19 protein-coding genes are annotated in these 16,944 nt (G+C 33.2%); all 19 read right to left on the bottom strand.

Annotation, left to right across the window (positions count from 1 at the left end):
- Positions 1–9: 9 nt before the first annotated feature.
- Complete coding sequence (gene mnmE / locus X926_RS06055; RefSeq protein ID WP_103065408.1) at positions 10–1,368, bottom strand: tRNA uridine-5-carboxymethylaminomethyl(34) synthesis GTPase MnmE; 1,359 nt, start codon at positions 1,366–1,368, stop codon at positions 10–12.
- 12 nt (positions 1,369–1,380) lie between these two features.
- Positions 1,381–4,305, bottom strand: coding sequence for a DEAD/DEAH box helicase (locus X926_RS06050; RefSeq protein WP_103065407.1), 2,925 nt, complete (start codon positions 4,303–4,305; stop codon positions 1,381–1,383).
- A gap of 7 nt (positions 4,306–4,312) precedes the next feature.
- Entirely contained in the window at positions 4,313–5,014 is a 702-nt protein-coding gene (locus X926_RS06045) for a hypothetical protein (RefSeq protein ID WP_103065406.1), read from the bottom strand.
- A complete protein-coding gene (locus X926_RS06040) occupies positions 4,993–5,490 on the bottom strand; it encodes a hypothetical protein (RefSeq protein WP_103065405.1) in 498 nt (165 codons plus the stop codon). The genes X926_RS06045 and X926_RS06040 overlap by 22 nt, the downstream gene beginning before the upstream one ends.
- Positions 5,491–5,529: 39 nt before the next feature.
- Complete coding sequence (locus X926_RS06035) at positions 5,530–5,835, bottom strand: hypothetical protein (RefSeq protein ID WP_012209207.1); 306 nt, start codon at positions 5,833–5,835, stop codon at positions 5,530–5,532.
- A gap of 2 nt (positions 5,836–5,837) precedes the next feature.
- Positions 5,838–6,533 carry a sigma-70 family RNA polymerase sigma factor gene (locus X926_RS06030; protein WP_012209206.1) on the bottom strand — a complete coding sequence of 232 codons (696 nt, stop codon included), beginning with the start codon at positions 6,531–6,533 and terminating at the stop codon, positions 5,838–5,840.
- 12 nt (positions 6,534–6,545) lie between these two features.
- Positions 6,546–7,043: a chemoreceptor glutamine deamidase/glutamate methylesterase CheD gene (gene cheD, locus X926_RS06025; RefSeq protein WP_103065404.1), complete on the bottom strand. Its 498-nt coding sequence runs from the start codon at positions 7,041–7,043 to the stop codon at positions 6,546–6,548.
- Positions 7,036–7,668: a CheY-P phosphatase CheC gene (cheC, locus tag X926_RS06020; RefSeq protein ID WP_012209205.1), complete on the bottom strand. Its 633-nt coding sequence runs from the start codon at positions 7,666–7,668 to the stop codon at positions 7,036–7,038. Before cheC ends, cheD begins: the two co-directional genes overlap by 8 nt.
- A gap of 37 nt (positions 7,669–7,705) precedes the next feature.
- Entirely contained in the window at positions 7,706–8,404 is a 699-nt protein-coding gene (locus X926_RS06015) for a flagellar brake protein (RefSeq protein WP_103065403.1), read from the bottom strand.
- A 91-nt stretch (positions 8,405–8,495) separates the two neighbouring features.
- On the bottom strand, positions 8,496–9,350 hold the full coding sequence (locus X926_RS06010; protein ID WP_103065402.1) for a P-loop NTPase: 855 nt from the start codon (positions 9,348–9,350) through the stop codon (positions 8,496–8,498).
- Positions 9,347–10,663: a flagellar biosynthesis protein FlhF gene (gene flhF, locus X926_RS06005; RefSeq protein WP_103065401.1), complete on the bottom strand. Its 1,317-nt coding sequence runs from the start codon at positions 10,661–10,663 to the stop codon at positions 9,347–9,349. The genes X926_RS06010 and flhF overlap by 4 nt, the downstream gene beginning before the upstream one ends.
- Complete coding sequence (flhA, locus tag X926_RS06000) at positions 10,653–12,785, bottom strand: flagellar biosynthesis protein FlhA (protein ID WP_103065400.1); 2,133 nt, start codon at positions 12,783–12,785, stop codon at positions 10,653–10,655. Before flhA ends, flhF begins: the two co-directional genes overlap by 11 nt.
- A gap of 18 nt (positions 12,786–12,803) precedes the next feature.
- The gene (gene flhB, locus X926_RS05995; RefSeq protein ID WP_233186697.1) at positions 12,804–13,937 is read right to left on the bottom strand and encodes a flagellar biosynthesis protein FlhB; all 1,134 of its coding nucleotides are present in this window, start codon (positions 13,935–13,937) and stop codon (positions 12,804–12,806) included.
- The gene (gene fliR / locus X926_RS05990) at positions 13,859–14,626 is read right to left on the bottom strand and encodes a flagellar biosynthetic protein FliR (RefSeq protein WP_158245206.1); all 768 of its coding nucleotides are present in this window, start codon (positions 14,624–14,626) and stop codon (positions 13,859–13,861) included. Before fliR ends, flhB begins: the two co-directional genes overlap by 79 nt.
- Positions 14,627–14,632: 6 nt before the next feature.
- Positions 14,633–14,899: a flagellar biosynthesis protein FliQ gene (gene fliQ, locus X926_RS05985; RefSeq protein WP_012209198.1), complete on the bottom strand. Its 267-nt coding sequence runs from the start codon at positions 14,897–14,899 to the stop codon at positions 14,633–14,635.
- A 4-nt stretch (positions 14,900–14,903) separates the two neighbouring features.
- Positions 14,904–15,671 (bottom strand): flagellar type III secretion system pore protein FliP, encoded by a 768-nt coding sequence (fliP, locus tag X926_RS05980; RefSeq protein WP_369973683.1) that lies wholly within the window; start codon positions 15,669–15,671, stop codon positions 14,904–14,906.
- The gene (locus tag X926_RS05975; protein ID WP_103065397.1) at positions 15,659–16,042 is read right to left on the bottom strand and encodes a hypothetical protein; all 384 of its coding nucleotides are present in this window, start codon (positions 16,040–16,042) and stop codon (positions 15,659–15,661) included. Before X926_RS05975 ends, fliP begins: the two co-directional genes overlap by 13 nt.
- Before the next feature lie 5 nt (positions 16,043–16,047).
- Positions 16,048–16,407 carry a chemotaxis protein CheY gene (cheY, locus tag X926_RS05970; protein WP_103065396.1) on the bottom strand — a complete coding sequence of 120 codons (360 nt, stop codon included), beginning with the start codon at positions 16,405–16,407 and terminating at the stop codon, positions 16,048–16,050.
- Positions 16,408–16,435: 28 nt separating this feature from the next.
- Complete coding sequence (locus X926_RS05965) at positions 16,436–16,864, bottom strand: chemotaxis protein CheW (protein WP_233186695.1); 429 nt, start codon at positions 16,862–16,864, stop codon at positions 16,436–16,438.
- Positions 16,865–16,944: the final 80 nt, after the last annotated feature.

Raw genomic sequence — 16,944 nt, 5'->3', positions numbered from 1 at the left:
TTTTACCTCCTACTTTCCAACACAGAATGTGGAGAAGATTTTATCCAGTAATTCTTCAGTATAATTTTCCCCAGAGAGTTCGTAGATCTTTTCAAGTGCTTTTCTTACGTCATACATAATTATATCGTTAGAAAAACCTTTCTCAAGCGAATTAATGGCGTTTAAAACAAACTCTTTAGATGATTCTAAAGTTATCTTTTGCCTTTGGTTAGTTAGAGTTGGTTCTTCTATGTTGACCTTCTCAAAAAATTTTTCATAAATCTTATTTTCCAAATTTTTAATTGCTCCGTTCTTTGCAGAAATTATAACAAAATCATTTGGATTTTTTTGTTTCAAAGATAGATAATTATTCTCTGTAAAATTAGGAGAGTCGGATTTATTCAATATAATTATAACAGTTTTATCTCCCAATTCATTTAATTTATTATAAATTAGTTCGTCTTCCTGGGTGAAAGGCGTTGTACCATCCAAAACAAACAAGATTAGATGAGAATTCTTTATAGAATTTATGGTCCTTTCTATTCCAACCCTTTCCAAGGTATCTTCTGTATATCGTATTCCGGCTGTATCTATGAGCCTTATGTATATGCCGTTTATGTTCAAGTTTTCTTCTATTGTGTCCCTAGTTGTCCCAGGAATATCAGTTACAATCGCTCTATCTTTTCTCAAAAGGGCGTTTAACAAGGTACTTTTCCCAGAGTTCGGCTTTCCTACTATAACTGTTCTTACACCTTCAACGGCTATAATACCGTTCTCAGCTTCTTTTAGTAGTTGATTCATACTATTTACGATATGGACTAATTTATTTTTTAAATCGTGATCTTGAAATTCTATGTCATCAGGATAATCCATTTCTACCTCGATCTGGGCTGAGATATTTAGCAAACTGTTTTTTATGTCTTTGATTTTTTCCGAAACAGCATTTTTAAGTTGATTAAAAGAGGCTTTTAAAGAGATTTCCGTCTCTGAAGTAATCACATTGTTTACAGCTTCTGCTTTTATGAGATCCATCTTACCGTTTAAGACAGCACGTTTTGTAAACTCCCCAGGTAAAGCTTGTCTTGCCCCATATTTTATAATCGTATTGAGTACAGCATAAGTGATAAGTTTACCACCATGGCAAAATATTTCAAGCATATCCTCCCCTGTATAAGAGTGAGGCTGTGAATGGTAAACCCAGGTAATCTCGTCGACTTTTTCTCCTTCTTTATCGTAAAGCCAACCATAGTACATCTTCTTAGGTGTATATTTTTTTCTTTTTAATGCTTGGTCTATTATGTTTTTAACGTGATCGCCAGAAATTCTTACTACCCCTATGGCTCCCGTACCAATCGGAGATGAAATGGCTACTATTGTATCATTCAACACATTTTTCACCTCTTAAGAAAAAACCTTTTCCATATATTTCATATGATCTTTTGGCCCATAACTAATGAGTTCTTTCGTTTCTGGATAAAAGGTAATCTTTCTTGAATATTTGTTGTACTTTTCAATGACAGGATTTACATCATTTTCGAATTTAAAAGATATGTAAGTATCTCCTATTTCTATCTCTTTAATGCCTTCCATATTGGCTTTAACTTTTATCAAAGCGTACTGAAACAATCTCTCAACTTCTTCTGGAAATTTACCATATTTATCGCGTATTTCAGACCTTATATCCTCAACATCATCAACTGTTTTAGCCACCGATATTCTTCTATATATTCTCATTCTTTCAATAGAATTAGAAATATATGATTCTGGAATAACTAGGGAACCTTTTATACCTTTTATCTCTGTGTAAGTTTGAGGTTTTTGAATTTCTTCTTCCTTTTTAATCCCATATTCAAATAAAATTTTATTCAACATTTCATGGTACAGATGGTACCCTATCGCGTTAATATGACCTTTTTGCTCTATTCCCAATATATCCCCGTATCCACGAATTTCTAAATCTCTCAAAGCAAGCTTTAATCCACTTCCTGGTTCATTGTACTGTTTGATTGCTTCCAGCCTTTTTTTGGTTTGAGGGGTAACTTCTTTTTTAAATAGAAAGTAGACAAAAGCTCTTCTGTTAGATCTTCCAACTCTTCCTTTAATTTGATACAACTGAGAGATCCCATACCTTTCTGGGTCATCTAGGATAAGGGTATTGACATTGGGTATATCTATTCCATTTTCTATTATTGTTGTCGAAAGAAGGAGATCAATATTTCCATCATACAAATCGTTTATAGATTTTATAAACTCCTTTTTTGGTGTCCCGCCATGAACCATTGCTATCTTTATCTCTGGGACAAGGATTCGCAATTTTTTATGCAGTTCATTCAATTCCTGAACTCTGTTGTGAATATAGATTACTTGTCCACCCCTAGATTTTTCTCTCAAAATAGCCGTGCGTACTAACTTATCTGAGTATTTCCCAATAAATGTTTGAATGGGTAACCTACCCACAGGCGGCGTCGATATCGTGGAGATGTCTCTTAAGCCGCTGATAGACATGTATAAGGTTCTAGGTATAGGAGTGGCGCTCATCATAAGGAAGTTTACTCCATCACTTAACTTTTTGAATTTCTCTTTCTGAAGTACACCAAATCTTTGTTCTTCGTCTACTATAACTAATCCCAGGTTTTTTACCTGCAATAAATCTGATAATAAGGCGTGCGTCCCTATTACTATATCTACTTGACCTTTTCCTATACTTTCAAAGAGGTCTTTCTTTTCTTTTTGAGTTTTATGACGGGTAACTAAAGCTATCTTAATTCCAAAAGAGTCCATTCTTTGTTTGAAATTTTCGTAATGCTGCTTGGCAAGTATCGTTGTAGGAGCTAATAATAGCACTTGGTAATTTGAAACAACCGTTCTGAAAGCTGCTCTCATTGCAACTTCAGTTTTACCAAATCCCGAATCACCTGACAACAATCTATCCATCGGTCTTTCACTTTCTAGATCTCTCATAACCTCTTTGATACTTTTTTCTTGGTCAGGTGTTTCGACGTAAGGAAAGGTTTCTTTGAATTTTTCTTCCAATTCAGGATCTCCAAATAGTTGTATTCCTCTTTGATTTTCCCTTAAGGCATAGATCTTTTGGAGCTCTTCTATCTTTTGTTTAATCTCTTCTTTTACCTTTTGCTTTGTATTTTTCCAGCTTTTACTGTTCAAAGAAGATATTTTAACGGATTCTGGGTCTCCGATGTATTTAGATAGTTTGTCTAACCTACCTACTGGGACATATACCCTTGAATTATCGGAGTATTCTAATGTTACAAACTCTCTCAAACCCAAAAGAGTCTCAACTTTGTTAACGCCGTGATATATTCCTATCCCATAATCTTCGTGTACTACCAAGTCCCCATCGTTTAGATCTTCCCAATCAAGAAGAGGTATATACTCTAACCTTTTATCTTCCTTTTTGGATTTTATAAAATAAATCTTTTCTAAGGTAAGTTTAACTTCTTCATATTTTATTTTGTTTAAAATTTCAAGGTTATGTCCAGAAAACATTTTATATATTTTTCGTTTTAGTTCAGTGTCACACATTTCATAATTTTCTTTTTCTTTTTCAGAGTAAGAGTTTATGATTTCTTCTTTGTTGATTAAATAAATATCTCCATCTTCATTAAGATAACTAAATATTGTGTTTTTATCTTTGTAAAAGATTCCCGGAAGGGTATTGAATTGGTCGAGAGTCAGAAACTCTTCTTCATTTGTCCCATTAAGATATTTTTTTAATCTCTCCTCATAAAATTCTAAGTTGTGATCAAATTTCATAATTTCAGATCCTGGAATTATCTCAACTTCTTTTAAATTTTCAATAGACCTTTGGGAATAAGAATCAAAAAAGGATATTCTATCTATTACTTCATCCCATAACTCTATTCTAACCGGTTGTTCGTAAATTGGAATGAAAAAGTCTCTGACAAAACCTCTTTTAGAATATTCTCCGGGACTAGTTACTTCTTCTGAAAGATTGTATCCTAAATGGTAAGGAACGTTATGATCAAGATCGAACGTATCTCCAACTTTGATCTTTTTGCTTACAAATTCGTTTTTAGGCAAGGTGTACCTTATTAAGGATGAAAAGGTAGTTAAAACGGTCACGTTCTTTTTCGTTAATAAGGCATGTAACGTTTTCATCCTCTTTGCTTTGATATTTGGAGAGATATCCAGATTTTCAAATGGAAATATGTCAAAATCTGGATAAATGAAAACCTCTTCCTCATCGTCAAAATCTTGGAGATATCCATCAGGTAAAACTAAAATTTTTTGTTTGTTAACTTTTTTTAGCGAATCTAGAAAATTTATAAGTTCTTTTCTAATCAAATCAAAGTTACCTCCTGATAAACTTCAAATACTTCTTATTGGTTTCAGAATCGAGAAAAACGGCACAATCAAGGTAGTCAGTAATGTCTGCTTTATTATTTTTGAGAAAACATATTAATTTTTCACCTTTCCAATAGTAATTTATCTCTTCTGCTATGGGAACTTTAATACAAAAACCTAAGAACGAAAGCTTTATCTTTTGCATTTTTTTTGATGATACAATTTCTTGGGCTAACTGTAAGATGTATTCCTTTGAAACAGGTCTTTTTAAAGCCTTTCTAATTGGTTTAACTACTATTTTTTGAGGGACACTTTCTTTAATCTTAAATTCTATCATTTTTGTCGTATTTGGGATTGCACCTGTTGGCATTGGAACATTTATTAAGCTGACTCCCATCTTAATTTCACTCTCTTTTATATTTATACCAGATAAAGAAGAATTTTTAATTATACTAATCTTAATAAAATCAAAATTATTTATTTTTTTTGGTAAAAAGTGATCTATTTCTTCAATAAAGTTAATTCCCCCTTCGCCCCATGGGAGTTCTGTTATCTTTACCAACTCGTTAATACCAATGGTTTTTATTTTTAGGTTTTGGGTTTTTGAAGATAGAAGTTGAAAACTTACGTTCTGGAAAGGCACGGAATTTATAGGGGTATACAATGAAAGATTAACTTGATTGATAGTTATTTTTCTTTTGAGGAACATATATACACCAAAGCCTCTTTTAATCGAGTAAATGGTTCAAAGATATCAAAAATCTCTATGTAGGATTTAAGCTTCTTCAACGTAAGAGAATCTAGAACTTTCGAAGAATAAAATCTTAAGCTAGAATTTTGATTTATGGGAATTATACCTTCTTTTTCTTTAACTTCAAAGCCTTTATCACTACTTACTTCCATTATATACATTATAACTTTGTCAATATCAATATAATTTATTAGATCGCTGTCGTCCGTTAGTATTAAGTCCACATCGTGAGGTGAGTATAATTCTTCGCTACTTAGTATCTGAAAGGCTAAATAATTTTTTAGGTTCGATCCATAAATTATTTTTTGGATTTTGGAAGGTTTTATCGGTTCTGTGTATTTAAAGGAAACAGGGATACCGTTTTCATTGAGAATCAATAATCCACCTGAAAACATTTCGTCTTCTGATTTATATATTGAAAAATAACCTAACATAATTTTTATTTCTCCTTCCCCACCCATAAGGATAGATACTTATAACCTTAAATCCAAAAGTTTACCTCTGTACTCATCCACTACAAGCCTCTTTACACTATTTTTGTTTTCAGTACTCTGGGATCTCTGAGAAAAACCCCCGCTGGATGATTTGTTATCAACATTTTTCTTTTCAACTTGATCTTTACTCTTTATCCTTTTTTGTAGGTTTTGAGAATATTCACTCGCTTGTTTAACTAGCAACATATTTTTAGCTGCATCATAAGAATGAGATATCGCCTGGACATTGTTTGCTACATCTATAGATTTGGTCACTAATATTTGTAACTCATGAAGTGAAGCCATATTTATTCACTTCCTTGAATCATCTTTTTTAATTTCACCAATATTACTGAGTGTAACTGGGAAACCCGTGATTCACTTATTTCTAAAACACTTCCTATTTCTTTAAAGGTTAAGCCTTCGTTATAGTATAGAGAAAGTATCAATTTTTCTCTTTCTTCCAATTTCTCGATACTTTCTGTTAATTTATCATGTAACATATCTTTATAAGCCAGTATTTCAGGGTCGTTTTCTTCTTGTATATCTTCAAGCCAGGTATCTTCTTCATTGTTTAAAAAGTACTCATCCAATTGAAGAATCTGCCTTTTGCTCAAGGAGAACTTTATTTTATCTACATCATTTTTTTCAATATGAAGTTTTTCTGCCACTGAATTATCGTCTATGTACTCATTATCTTTACATTCGTAAATCAAATCTTCGTACTTTTTTACTAAACTTCGAACGTCCTTTGGAAGCCAATCTATTCTCCTCAGATAATCATACATTGAACCTTTTATCCTTTTTAGAGCGTAGGTGTAAAAGGAAGTACCTTTTTCCGGGTTGTATCTTTTATATGATTGAAGTAATCCAATAATCCCCTCCTGAATCAAATCCTCTAATTCTATATTTTTTGGTAAAGTGGTTTTCAGATTCAAAGCTATAATCTTTATTTTTGGCAAAAACTCCATTACCAGTTGTTCTTCATTAATTTTGTATTTCATATATTTGCCACCTTAAATTACTGCGATTTCAACTTTTTCTCCCCCGCCGACCTTCTTAACTTTTAATTCTCCATTAGCGATGTTAAATTCAACACTTCTAGCTCTATTTCCTCCTGTATCTTCAGAAATTATTTTTATGTCGTTTTCTTTCAAAATTTGTCTTACGGCTTCAACGTTTTTGGCTCCAACATTCAAAGAATTATTCGAATTTTGGAACATAGCTGCCCCCCCTGCTATCTTAGCTTCCAGATATTTAACGTTTCCACCCAAATCTATAATTCCATCTATTATTGCTTTTATCCCTGTATCTGCGTATTTACCGATCTTTTGATCTTTTTTATTATCTCTACTTTCAGGAAGCATGACGTGGACTAACCCTCCAATGAGGTTTTTCTTATCTCGCAAACAAACGGCTACACACGAGCCTAACCCTAATGTTACCAAAATAGCTGGATTTTTATCTACGATGTATTCACCAATTCCTATTATTTTTTTCTTGCTCTCAGTCATTATTCGTCCCCATTCCTAAGGATTTTAATAATTTTAAAATATTTTGTTCGTCTGATAAATATATCAAGAAGCCTTTTACGTTCCCTTCATACTCTTCCATGTTTATTTCTGTTCTAATTAAAATTACAAAATCGCTCCCTTCAGTAACCATGAGGGAAGACTCAGAAACTATAGCTGTTAACATATCTACGGTAATTTTTGGAGGCAAGGAATGTATGTTCAAACCTGTGAAATTCGAAAGCGCAGATATATAAGAGCTACACATAATATTACCAATTTCACCTATGGCTGAAGAGGTCATTTCATCAATTTGGGTTAAGTCTTGTGGTCGGGGGAGCATTAACAACTCTAAAATATTTTTCATCTCTTCAGTTCCTAGCAGAAACAAAATCGCCCCATGAAGCTCTCCACCAATTTCTACCATTGACCCGGCTGTTATATCCTCAGGATCACTAAACTCCTCCCATAACTCTGAAATCGGCAAAATTTCAGCAGAGGGAACTGTGATATCTATTTTTTTGTTCAACATGGTTGAAATAGCTGTCGCCGCATTACCTGCACCTATGTTTCCTAATTCCTTCAATGCATCCAATTTCTGTTCGTTAATCTCATCATAGATTGACATTAAACTTCCCCCTTTTTGTTATGAAAAAGGTACTGTATCAAATCTTTTTAAATGACTCCCGCTCTAATTTGAAAACGAACCTCACCAGCTCTTCTTCTTTTTCTCTTGTTAAGTTTAAAAACTTAATTCCATAAATGTATTCACCACTTGTAGTTTTTCCAATAGACCTAACAACCTCGGATTCCATGTTTTCAAGTCTGATCTCATTTTTTAATGCTAAATTTATTATTATCTTTTGTCCGACTTTCATCTCTTTAGAGGTAACGATAGCCAATCCTCCTGCACTGAAATCTTTAGTCATAAACCGATATTTTGTTGGTTGAATGTTCTCCTCACTTTCACTATTTTCTAGGTCTTCTTTGAAACAAAAGGTACCTTCTTCAGAAACAGGGATCCTGGCATGTTGCCTTCTTTGTACTCTAACAATTGTTTCAGGAATATTTATAATAAGGTATCTGATACTTCCTTCTTTTCCACTGCTGTAAACTTTGCTTTTGAATAAATAAACAGCCCTTGAAGAGTATGCTCTTACTTTTAGATTGGTACCTCGAAAAATTTGCAGATAAGCCCCTTTAAAAATAGGCATTCCAATTTTTGCTAGATTGCTGCTGAAGTCGTGTTCGTATAGGATACTTTTATAGACTCCTTGAATTCCTTTTTCTTGAATTTCCAAATCCAAAGGCATATTAGTGTATAAAACATTCTTTGAGCTTACTTTTTCGACAAAATCAGACATCTTAAACTCCTTTTCTATCTATTCTACAGCGCCCCTTCGCCCCGCTGCCCGCCCTTCTAAGGAAGGAAACTGGGGCCCCATCAACCGAATATCAATGGTCTTTTCCAAACATCTCTTTCAATCTCTGTGTAAAATTGGTATGGGAAGAAGTTTCGATATTCAATATATTGGAAGTTATCTTTTTTATATCTTTCGAAAATTTACTGTTTTCTTTCAATGAAATTAAAGGTATCTGTCTCTTCACACTCATATGAACATTTTCATCGTAAGAAATTTCATGGAAGTTATTTATTTCTCTGTTTAAAAACCTTTTTGCAGTTCTACTTAAGACAGATTTAACCATCTCCACTTCGTTTTTATTTTTGATCATATTTAGAATTAACTCTATTTCCCCATTTACATTCAAAACAGACAAAGCTTTCAGCAGGGTGTAAGCGTTAACTACAGCAGTCGGTTCGGGAACAGTTATTAGAAATATCGTATCTGAATTTAGATAAAAATTATTGAGTTTTTCAGAATAACCTGCACCTACGTCTATTATAAAAAAATCAACTTCTTTCAACAAATTTAAAAATTCATCCATGATCGAATCGGTAAAATTATTTTGAAAGATCTTCCAATCTGTGAAATCAAAACCGCTACTGATTATCTTAACGCCATACTCTGTGTCTTGAACGCACTCATTGAAGGTTACATTTCCCTTCATATATTCGCTCAACGTAACCTTTACAGTATTTCCCATCAAAATAGACGCATTTGCGAAACCGGCATCAGAATCAAATAAAAGTATTCGTTTCCCATGTGTGGCTAAATCAGCAGCGATATTCACTGACAATACCGACTTGCCTACTCCTCCCTTTCCACTTACAACTGTTATAATTTTCGTTTGTATGTTAGAAAAATCTTCCCTTAAACCAGCTGCTTGATTTGAAAATATTCGGTTCATTTAAATACCTCCTCCACTGCTGCATGGGTCAGCCATTCTTTAGAAGGAAATTTCAAATCTTCAGGAACTCTTTGACCGTCTGTTATCCCCAACAAAGGTAATTTAGAATATTCCAGAAAAGAAAATAATTGCCCATGTGATGACGTTTCATCCATCTTTGTAAAAATTAATGCGTTGGGTTTTAGATAAGAAAAATTATCGTAAATATGCATCATATCTTCACAATTGGTGTTGGAGGATACTAGCATTATATTGTAATCAGGGTTAACTACATCTTTAAAAACTTTGAGTTCACCCATCTGTAAGTTGTTCTTATGGCTTCTTCCGGCTGTGTCTATTAGAATTACGTCAAAATTCAAAAGTGATTCCACAGCAATTTTAAGGTCAGACGGGGTATAACAAATGTTAAGAGAAATACCTAATATATCTGCATAAGTTTTTAGCTGGTCAGTTGCAGCTATTCTGTACGTGTCGATTGTAATTAATGCAATTTTTTTATTCATTTTTTTTAAGTTAGCGGCTATTTTTGCCAATGTTGTCGTCTTTCCCACTCCTGTGGGACCTATAAACATAACTTTATTCTTTACATCACCAAAATTTAAAATTTCAAAGCTTTGATAAAGTTTCTTTTCAAATCTGGTTCTTATAATTTCTTGATTTTTCCAATTTTCTTCAACTTTTAAATCGTTCAATTGGTTTAAAAAGGACTCAATGAAAGTTCTTGAATACGATTTTTCGTATAGCTTATCTTTTATATCTTGAAGATAAAGATTGTTCACTTCCATTTTTTTATTCAACTTTTCAACCATATTCATCAACTCTTGTAATTTCAGACTATCTTTGATCTCACTTTCAGAAGGTTCCCTTTCAATGTGTTGACGATAAAATGATTCAGCACTTTTGTCTATCTTAGAGGATATTTCTCTACTCGTTTTTATAAACTCTGTTAAATCGTCTTTCGAATCCTTATAATTAGGTTCTTTATTACTTTTAAAATACGAAGGTGCTGATATTTTTTCTTCTCTTTCTTTTTTTCTATAAAATTCGGGTGTATTCCTTTTTATTAGATCGTTTAGCGTATAGGTACTATCAGATTCTTGTGTAGATTTTTTCGATTTTTGAGGTTTGTATTCGGGATTTTTGTTTTCCTCACTCAAAACAGTTACTTCAAGGTATTTCTCTCCACCAATTCCAAAGAAGCCACCCTTTTTTACTTTTTTTGTATCTAAAATATAGGCATCTTCTCCAAATTCTCTTCTTATCTTTTCCATTGCTTCAGAAATCGTTTTTACTGTAAGTTTTTTAATTTGCATTGGATCTTTCACCTTCTATTTTCACTATCTCATTCACGTTTAGAGAAGTGTCCGAGGGTATCTCTTCATACGCTACAATACTGATGTTTTGTATAAATTTTAATGTAAATCTGGCAAACGGATATCTTATGTTTTTAGAACAAATCAATATAGGGTTAAAACCTTTCATCATCATATTTTCCAGAGATTTAGATATTTTTTGTACCAAAATATTCGAATATTCTGGTTCGAGTATAATAACCCTTCCCGAATCGGCTTCCCTTATCGATTCAGCTAATTTTTTCTCTATAGTTGGATCCAGTGCGGTGACGTGTAATTCTCCATCATCAGATTTTAAATTTTCAACTATTTGCCTCCCCAATGATCTTCTAACATACTCTACTAAGTTCTCGATATTGTTACCGTATTTATCAACTGCTTCTATCAAACTTTCAAAAATTAAAGAAAGATTTCTTATCGAAACCCTTTCATACAATAGTTCACTTAAAACTTTTTTTAGTTCATGCATTTTTAGCATCGTTGGAATTAAGGTATCTACTAGATTAGCATAATTAACTCTCAATCCATCTATCAATATTTCTATTTCTTTGGTTCCAATAATTTCATGGGCATATTTTTTAATGGTTTCGGAAAGGTGAGTGGCGAAAACGCTGGGGGCATCAACAGTTGTGTAACCTTTTTCTATAGCCTCCTCTTTTAAACTTTCATCTATCCAAAAAGCTGTCAACCCAAAGGCTGGCTCCTTTGTCTTTATACCAGGCAATTCTTCTGAAGCCATACCCGAGTTTATTGCCAGAAGTCTATCGGGGATCAACTCAAATCTACCAACTTCAACGCCTTTCAATTTAATAACGTATTCGTTCGAACTTAATAGAACGCTGTCCCTTATTCGAATAGGAGAGATTACTATACCCAATTCATAAGCTAATTGTTTTCGAACAACGGTTATCCTATCTAAGAGGTCTCCACCTTGATCGGGATCAGCTAAAGGTATCAATCCATAACCAATATCTACCTCAATTGTATCCCCTTGTAAAACTTCTGAAACTTCTTCTGGAGTTGTAAGAGGTGGTGAAAAACCGCCAGAAACACCTCTTTTTTCAGCTTTTGGTGCAGTTGAGCTTCCAATCCCTCCACCACTAGAACCTGTTGTTTCGTAAGCTAGCTGGCCTTCGTTAGCTTTATTCGCATAAGCTACAAAAAGTAAACCTCCTCCTAAAATCAAAGATGGAAAAACTGGGATTGGTGTTAACAAACCTAAAAATATTATTATTCCACCTGCTATATTTAAAACCCTTGTATCAGAAGTAAGTTGTCTTATTAAATCTACCCCAAAATTATCTTTTGAAGCGGCTCTTGAAACTATCATACCCGCAGAGGTTGAAATTAACAACGCAGGAATTTGAGCAACTAGTCCATCACCAACGGTGAGTAAGGCGAATACTTCTGCTGCTTCAGCGATCGTCAGTCCCTGCTGTAAAATCCCAATTAATAAACCTCCAACTAAATTGATGAGGGTTATTATCAAACCGGCTATTGCATCCCCTCTCACAAATTTACTAGCTCCATCCATCGCACCATAGAAGTCGGCTTCTCTTCGTATGTCTTCTCTTCTTTGTCTAGCTTCTTCTTCGTTAATCAACCCTGAAGACATATCAGCATCTATACTCATCTGTTTACCAGGCATGGCATCCAAAGTGAACCTTGCGGCTACTTCCGATATTCTTTCTGTTCCTTTAGTTATTACGAGAAATTGAATTATAACGAGTATCAAAAAGATTATGATTCCCACAATATAATTTCCACCAACAACAAAGTCTCCAAAGGCTCTAACAACTTTTCCTTCGAAATTTTTACCGTTTAAGAGTATCAAACGAGTAGAAGAAACATTCAACGCCAACCTAAAGATAGTCATAACTAATAACAAAGATGGGAAAATAGAAATATCCAATGCCCTTTTCAAATATAATGTAGCCAATAAAATCATTATCGAAACGATTATGTTTAAAAGTTGCAAAAAGTCTAGCAAAAACGTAGGAATAGGTATTACCATCAACACAACTATTCCAACAATAAGTATGGATATTACTGCATCTAACCCTTTTATTCTAGTAAAATTCATTGCTATCCCCCCAATGAATTAATAACTGAGGTTGTAGACGTAAGCCAGTACCTCTGCAACTAAGGTGTATAAATCTTCTGGTATTTCTTCGTTTAAATCAACTTTCTCATAAATTTCTCTTGCCAAAGCAGGTCTTTCTAAGATAGGGATTCTATGTTTAAAAGCAATCTCTCTTATTTTAAATGCAACTTCATCTTTTCCTTTTGCTACAACAATGGGCGCATGCATTTCTTCAGCATTATACTCTATGGCAACAGCATAATGAGTAGGATTGGTGATGACAACGTCCGCTTCAGGGACTTTTTGCATCATTCTACTCCTTGCTAAATTTCTCATCATTTCTCTTTGCCTTTGTTTAATTTCAGGGTTACCTTCTATTTCCTTTCGTTCTTGTTTGACCTCATACTTACTCATTTTAAGCTCTTTTTTATATTCATACCTTTGGTACCAAAAATCAAATAGGCTGAGAAGAAGTAAGGCTATTCCTAATTGAAACAGTACATTAATCACTAAATCAAAAATCACATTAAAAGAAAAAGCAGTTTCTTCCTCTGCCAAAGAGAGTATCTTAAACCAATTGACTTTTATTATATTATAGATTAGCAATCCTAATATGGTTAATTTTAAAAGTGCCTTTATAAGCTCCACCACAGATCTTAATGAAAATAGCCTTTTGAATCCTTTAATGGGGTTTATCTTGCTCAGATCCAATTTTAAAGATTTAAAAGTAAACAAAAATTTGGTTTGGATCATTCCCAAAAGGGTAGAAACTACAACGGCAACAACAAAAAACAGTATCAATTTCATGTATAAGTTCATATGTGCTGTAATCTCATATCCAAGCAAATCTGTTGGTGAATAATCTAAATCTAAAGATAAATAATCATGAAATACTTTAAAGATATCGTTAAGTAAGGGCTCAAATATTATCCACAGAAAAAGTGAAATTGACAAAAAACTTACAGCCATATTGAATTCATTAGATTGGGGAATGTTTCCCTCTTCCCGAGCTTTTTCTAAGCGTCTAGGTGTAGGATCCTCAGTTTTATCTGGATCAGCAAAAAGTTGAAGGTTTATTGAAATAGAAGGATCATTGAATTCTTTATCCATTCTATTAGTTGAAAGAATAGAGTAGTAAATTGATCTTCCCATATCAATATCACTCCTAAAAAGAGTAAAAATCCTACCAGTATTTCTAGTGGGATACCAACCATAAAAACATTAACCTGCGGGATCAATCTAGAAACTATTCCCAAAGCAACTTTCAAAAGTATCATAAATGCAATGAAAGGCATCGAAAGTTGAAGTCCTATAGTGAACACATCGAATAATTTTTGAGAAAAAACCATAAATCCATCAGGCGCTAGAGTAAAAACCACGGGAACTTTATTAAAGGAATCTATAATTATTGAGTATAAAATTAAAGGTCCTTTAAAGATAAAAAAAAGCAACATACTGAATAAAAATGAAAGCTCAGAAATTAAAGAGATTTCATCGCTAGTTACTGGGTCAAAAACATTTGCCATGGCAAATCCCATTTGTATGCCTATCGTTTCACCTGCAAATTGAAAGGCATAAAACAAAATATTAGCAATTAATCCCACACTACTTCCAAAAACAAAATTCATTAACAAATAAAATATTATTACTAAAGGCGATGAATTTATAGGAAAAGTACCGTTAACCTCAAATAACACCAAATAAGAAATAAAGAGCGTTATAAAAACTTTTATATGGACGGGAACAAAAGTAGTACTAAAAAAAGGAATAAAAAAGGTGATTCCAGCCACTCTAGCAAAAATGAAAAAATAAACCCATAGTTGGTATGTTAAATTTTCCAACTCCAACTAAATCATCCCTAAATAATAAGTGAATAACTCGAATGAAAAATCTGATAGGTTTTGCATTATCCAAGAGAACATCAAAACCAACGCTAAAAAAGTTATTATAATTTTAGGAGCAAATGTCAACGTCTGCTCGTGAAGCTGTGTAACGGCTTGAAATATACTGATAATCAATCCTACAGCCACACTTATTATTAAAATTGGAGAGACCACTTTTAGAAAGAGCATTATACCGTTTTCAAAAATCTCAATTAGTACCTCTTCACTCATGAGATCATCCTCCCACAAAACTCCTCACTAATCCACCAATTATGAGGTCCCATCCATTTACCATTACAAAAATCATTATTTTAAAAGGTAAAGAAATCAGTATCGGAGGTATCATGATCATTCCCATAGATAGCAAAATACTCGCTACCACCATATCGACTATTATAAAAGGCAAATAGAGCAATATACTCATCTTAAAGGCAATTTCTAACTCGCTTATTGCAAAAGCAGGTACCAGAATTTGAAAAGGGGTTTCCTCGATGTTATCTATCTCTATATTCATTGAAGATGAAAGCATATAGATATCATCTTCATTTTTATGTGCCACAATCTCTGAAATCATGAAATCTTTGAATTGTTGCCAACTAATTTGTATAGCTTCTTCGTAGCTAATTTCATTTTGGTTGTACGGAATAATTGCCTCTTGGTACACCCCATTAAAAACGGGAAACATTATCATTATCGTTAAAAAGAGGGCTAAAGCCAACATTACTTGATTTGGAGGCGCTTGCCTAGTACCCATAGCCTGCCTCAAAAAGCTTAACACAACAACTATTCTTGTAAAGGAAGTAAACAGCATTAAAAACCCGGGGGCTAGGGACAAAACAGTAACGATTAAAAGTATTGTCAACGTCGGGGTTAAAGTATTAACTTCTTCATTTGGATTTATTTGTATATCTACCCCTGGGAGTTGAATAGTATTTTGAGGAAAAATTAAACTAAGAGTCAGAATAAAAAGAATAAGAGTTATTATCGTTTTTACTTTTCTAATTTTTCCTCTTCCTTTCCCCTTGAAATTTTATCTTTTTTCAATATATTTGAAAAGGTTTCAAGAAATTTGGGATGTTCGTTCATAATTTCTTGAACCTCTTCTTCTTCTAATTTTCTTACTATTTCACTGGAATTAGAAGTAGCCAAAATAAGGTAATATTCTTTAAAAACTTTCAATACTCCAACGTATAAATTCCTATCCAGATAGTATTTTTTTACCATCTTAACTTCTTTGCTTTTTGGACCCTGTTTTAATGTTTTAGCCAGTATATAATAAAACACTGCAAGAAGTATGATGAGTAAAATTATGGCTACAAACCAAAACGACACATTAACTAAATTATTGGTTGGAGTTGCATAGTTAGTGGGCATTTAAACTACTCCAATTTTTGTAAAGCTTCTATAACTCTATTAGGCTGAAATGGTTTTACAATAAAATCCTTGGCTCCAGCCTGAATGGATTCTATAACCATAGCTTGTTGTCCCATTGCACTGCATACTATAATCTTTGCGCTAGGGTCTATTTTCTTAATCTCTTTTATAGCCTGAATACCGTCTTTAATGGGCATAGTTATATCCATAGTCACAAAATTTGGTTTCAGTTCTTGATACTTCTCAACCGCTTCTTGACCATTGCTAGCTTCCCCTATCACCTCATAATTTGCTTTTGTTAATATGTCTTTTAACATCATTCTCATAAATGCAGCATCATCCACTATTAAGACAGTTTTAGCCATTAAAACACCTCCGAAGACTTTAAAATTTTTACTTTTCTAACTCGGCCTCTAAGATACTTTCTAAATCAAGATATACTATCAATCTGTTTTCTATCTTTATAACGCCTTTAACTTTATCTGAATAAACTGACTCTTTTGATTGGAATTTTTCCAACTTTTCAGGATCGATGGAAAGAACGTTTTCAACTTCATCTACATACATTCCTATTTCCTCTTCATTTATTTTTAAAACAAGGATATTTTGATAAATGTGGTCTTCTGGAACTTCAATCCCTAAAATCTTAGTTAATTCTATAACGGGAACTATTCTTCCTCTTAAATTTATTAAACCAACTACGAAGTATTTTGAATTTGGGACGGGTGTTACATCAGTCTTATCAACAACACTTTCTATATTCTCTATTGGTAAAGCATATTCTTGATCCACAATTTTGAAAGAAAGAACGTCTTCCATCATAAATTTTTCCCCCTCTTTTAAAACTATTTATACTACCTTTCTAAATTCTAAAACTTGCTTTTGCGCCCCTTCGCCCCGCA

Origin of the sequence: Petrotoga sp. HWHPT.55.6.3 (genome assembly GCF_002895495.1) — a bacterium.
GTDB lineage: Bacteria > Thermotogota > Thermotogae > Petrotogales > Petrotogaceae > Petrotoga > Petrotoga mobilis.
The sequence above is the reverse complement of the archived record's forward strand: the minus strand, read 5'-3'. Positions and strand labels throughout refer to the sequence as shown.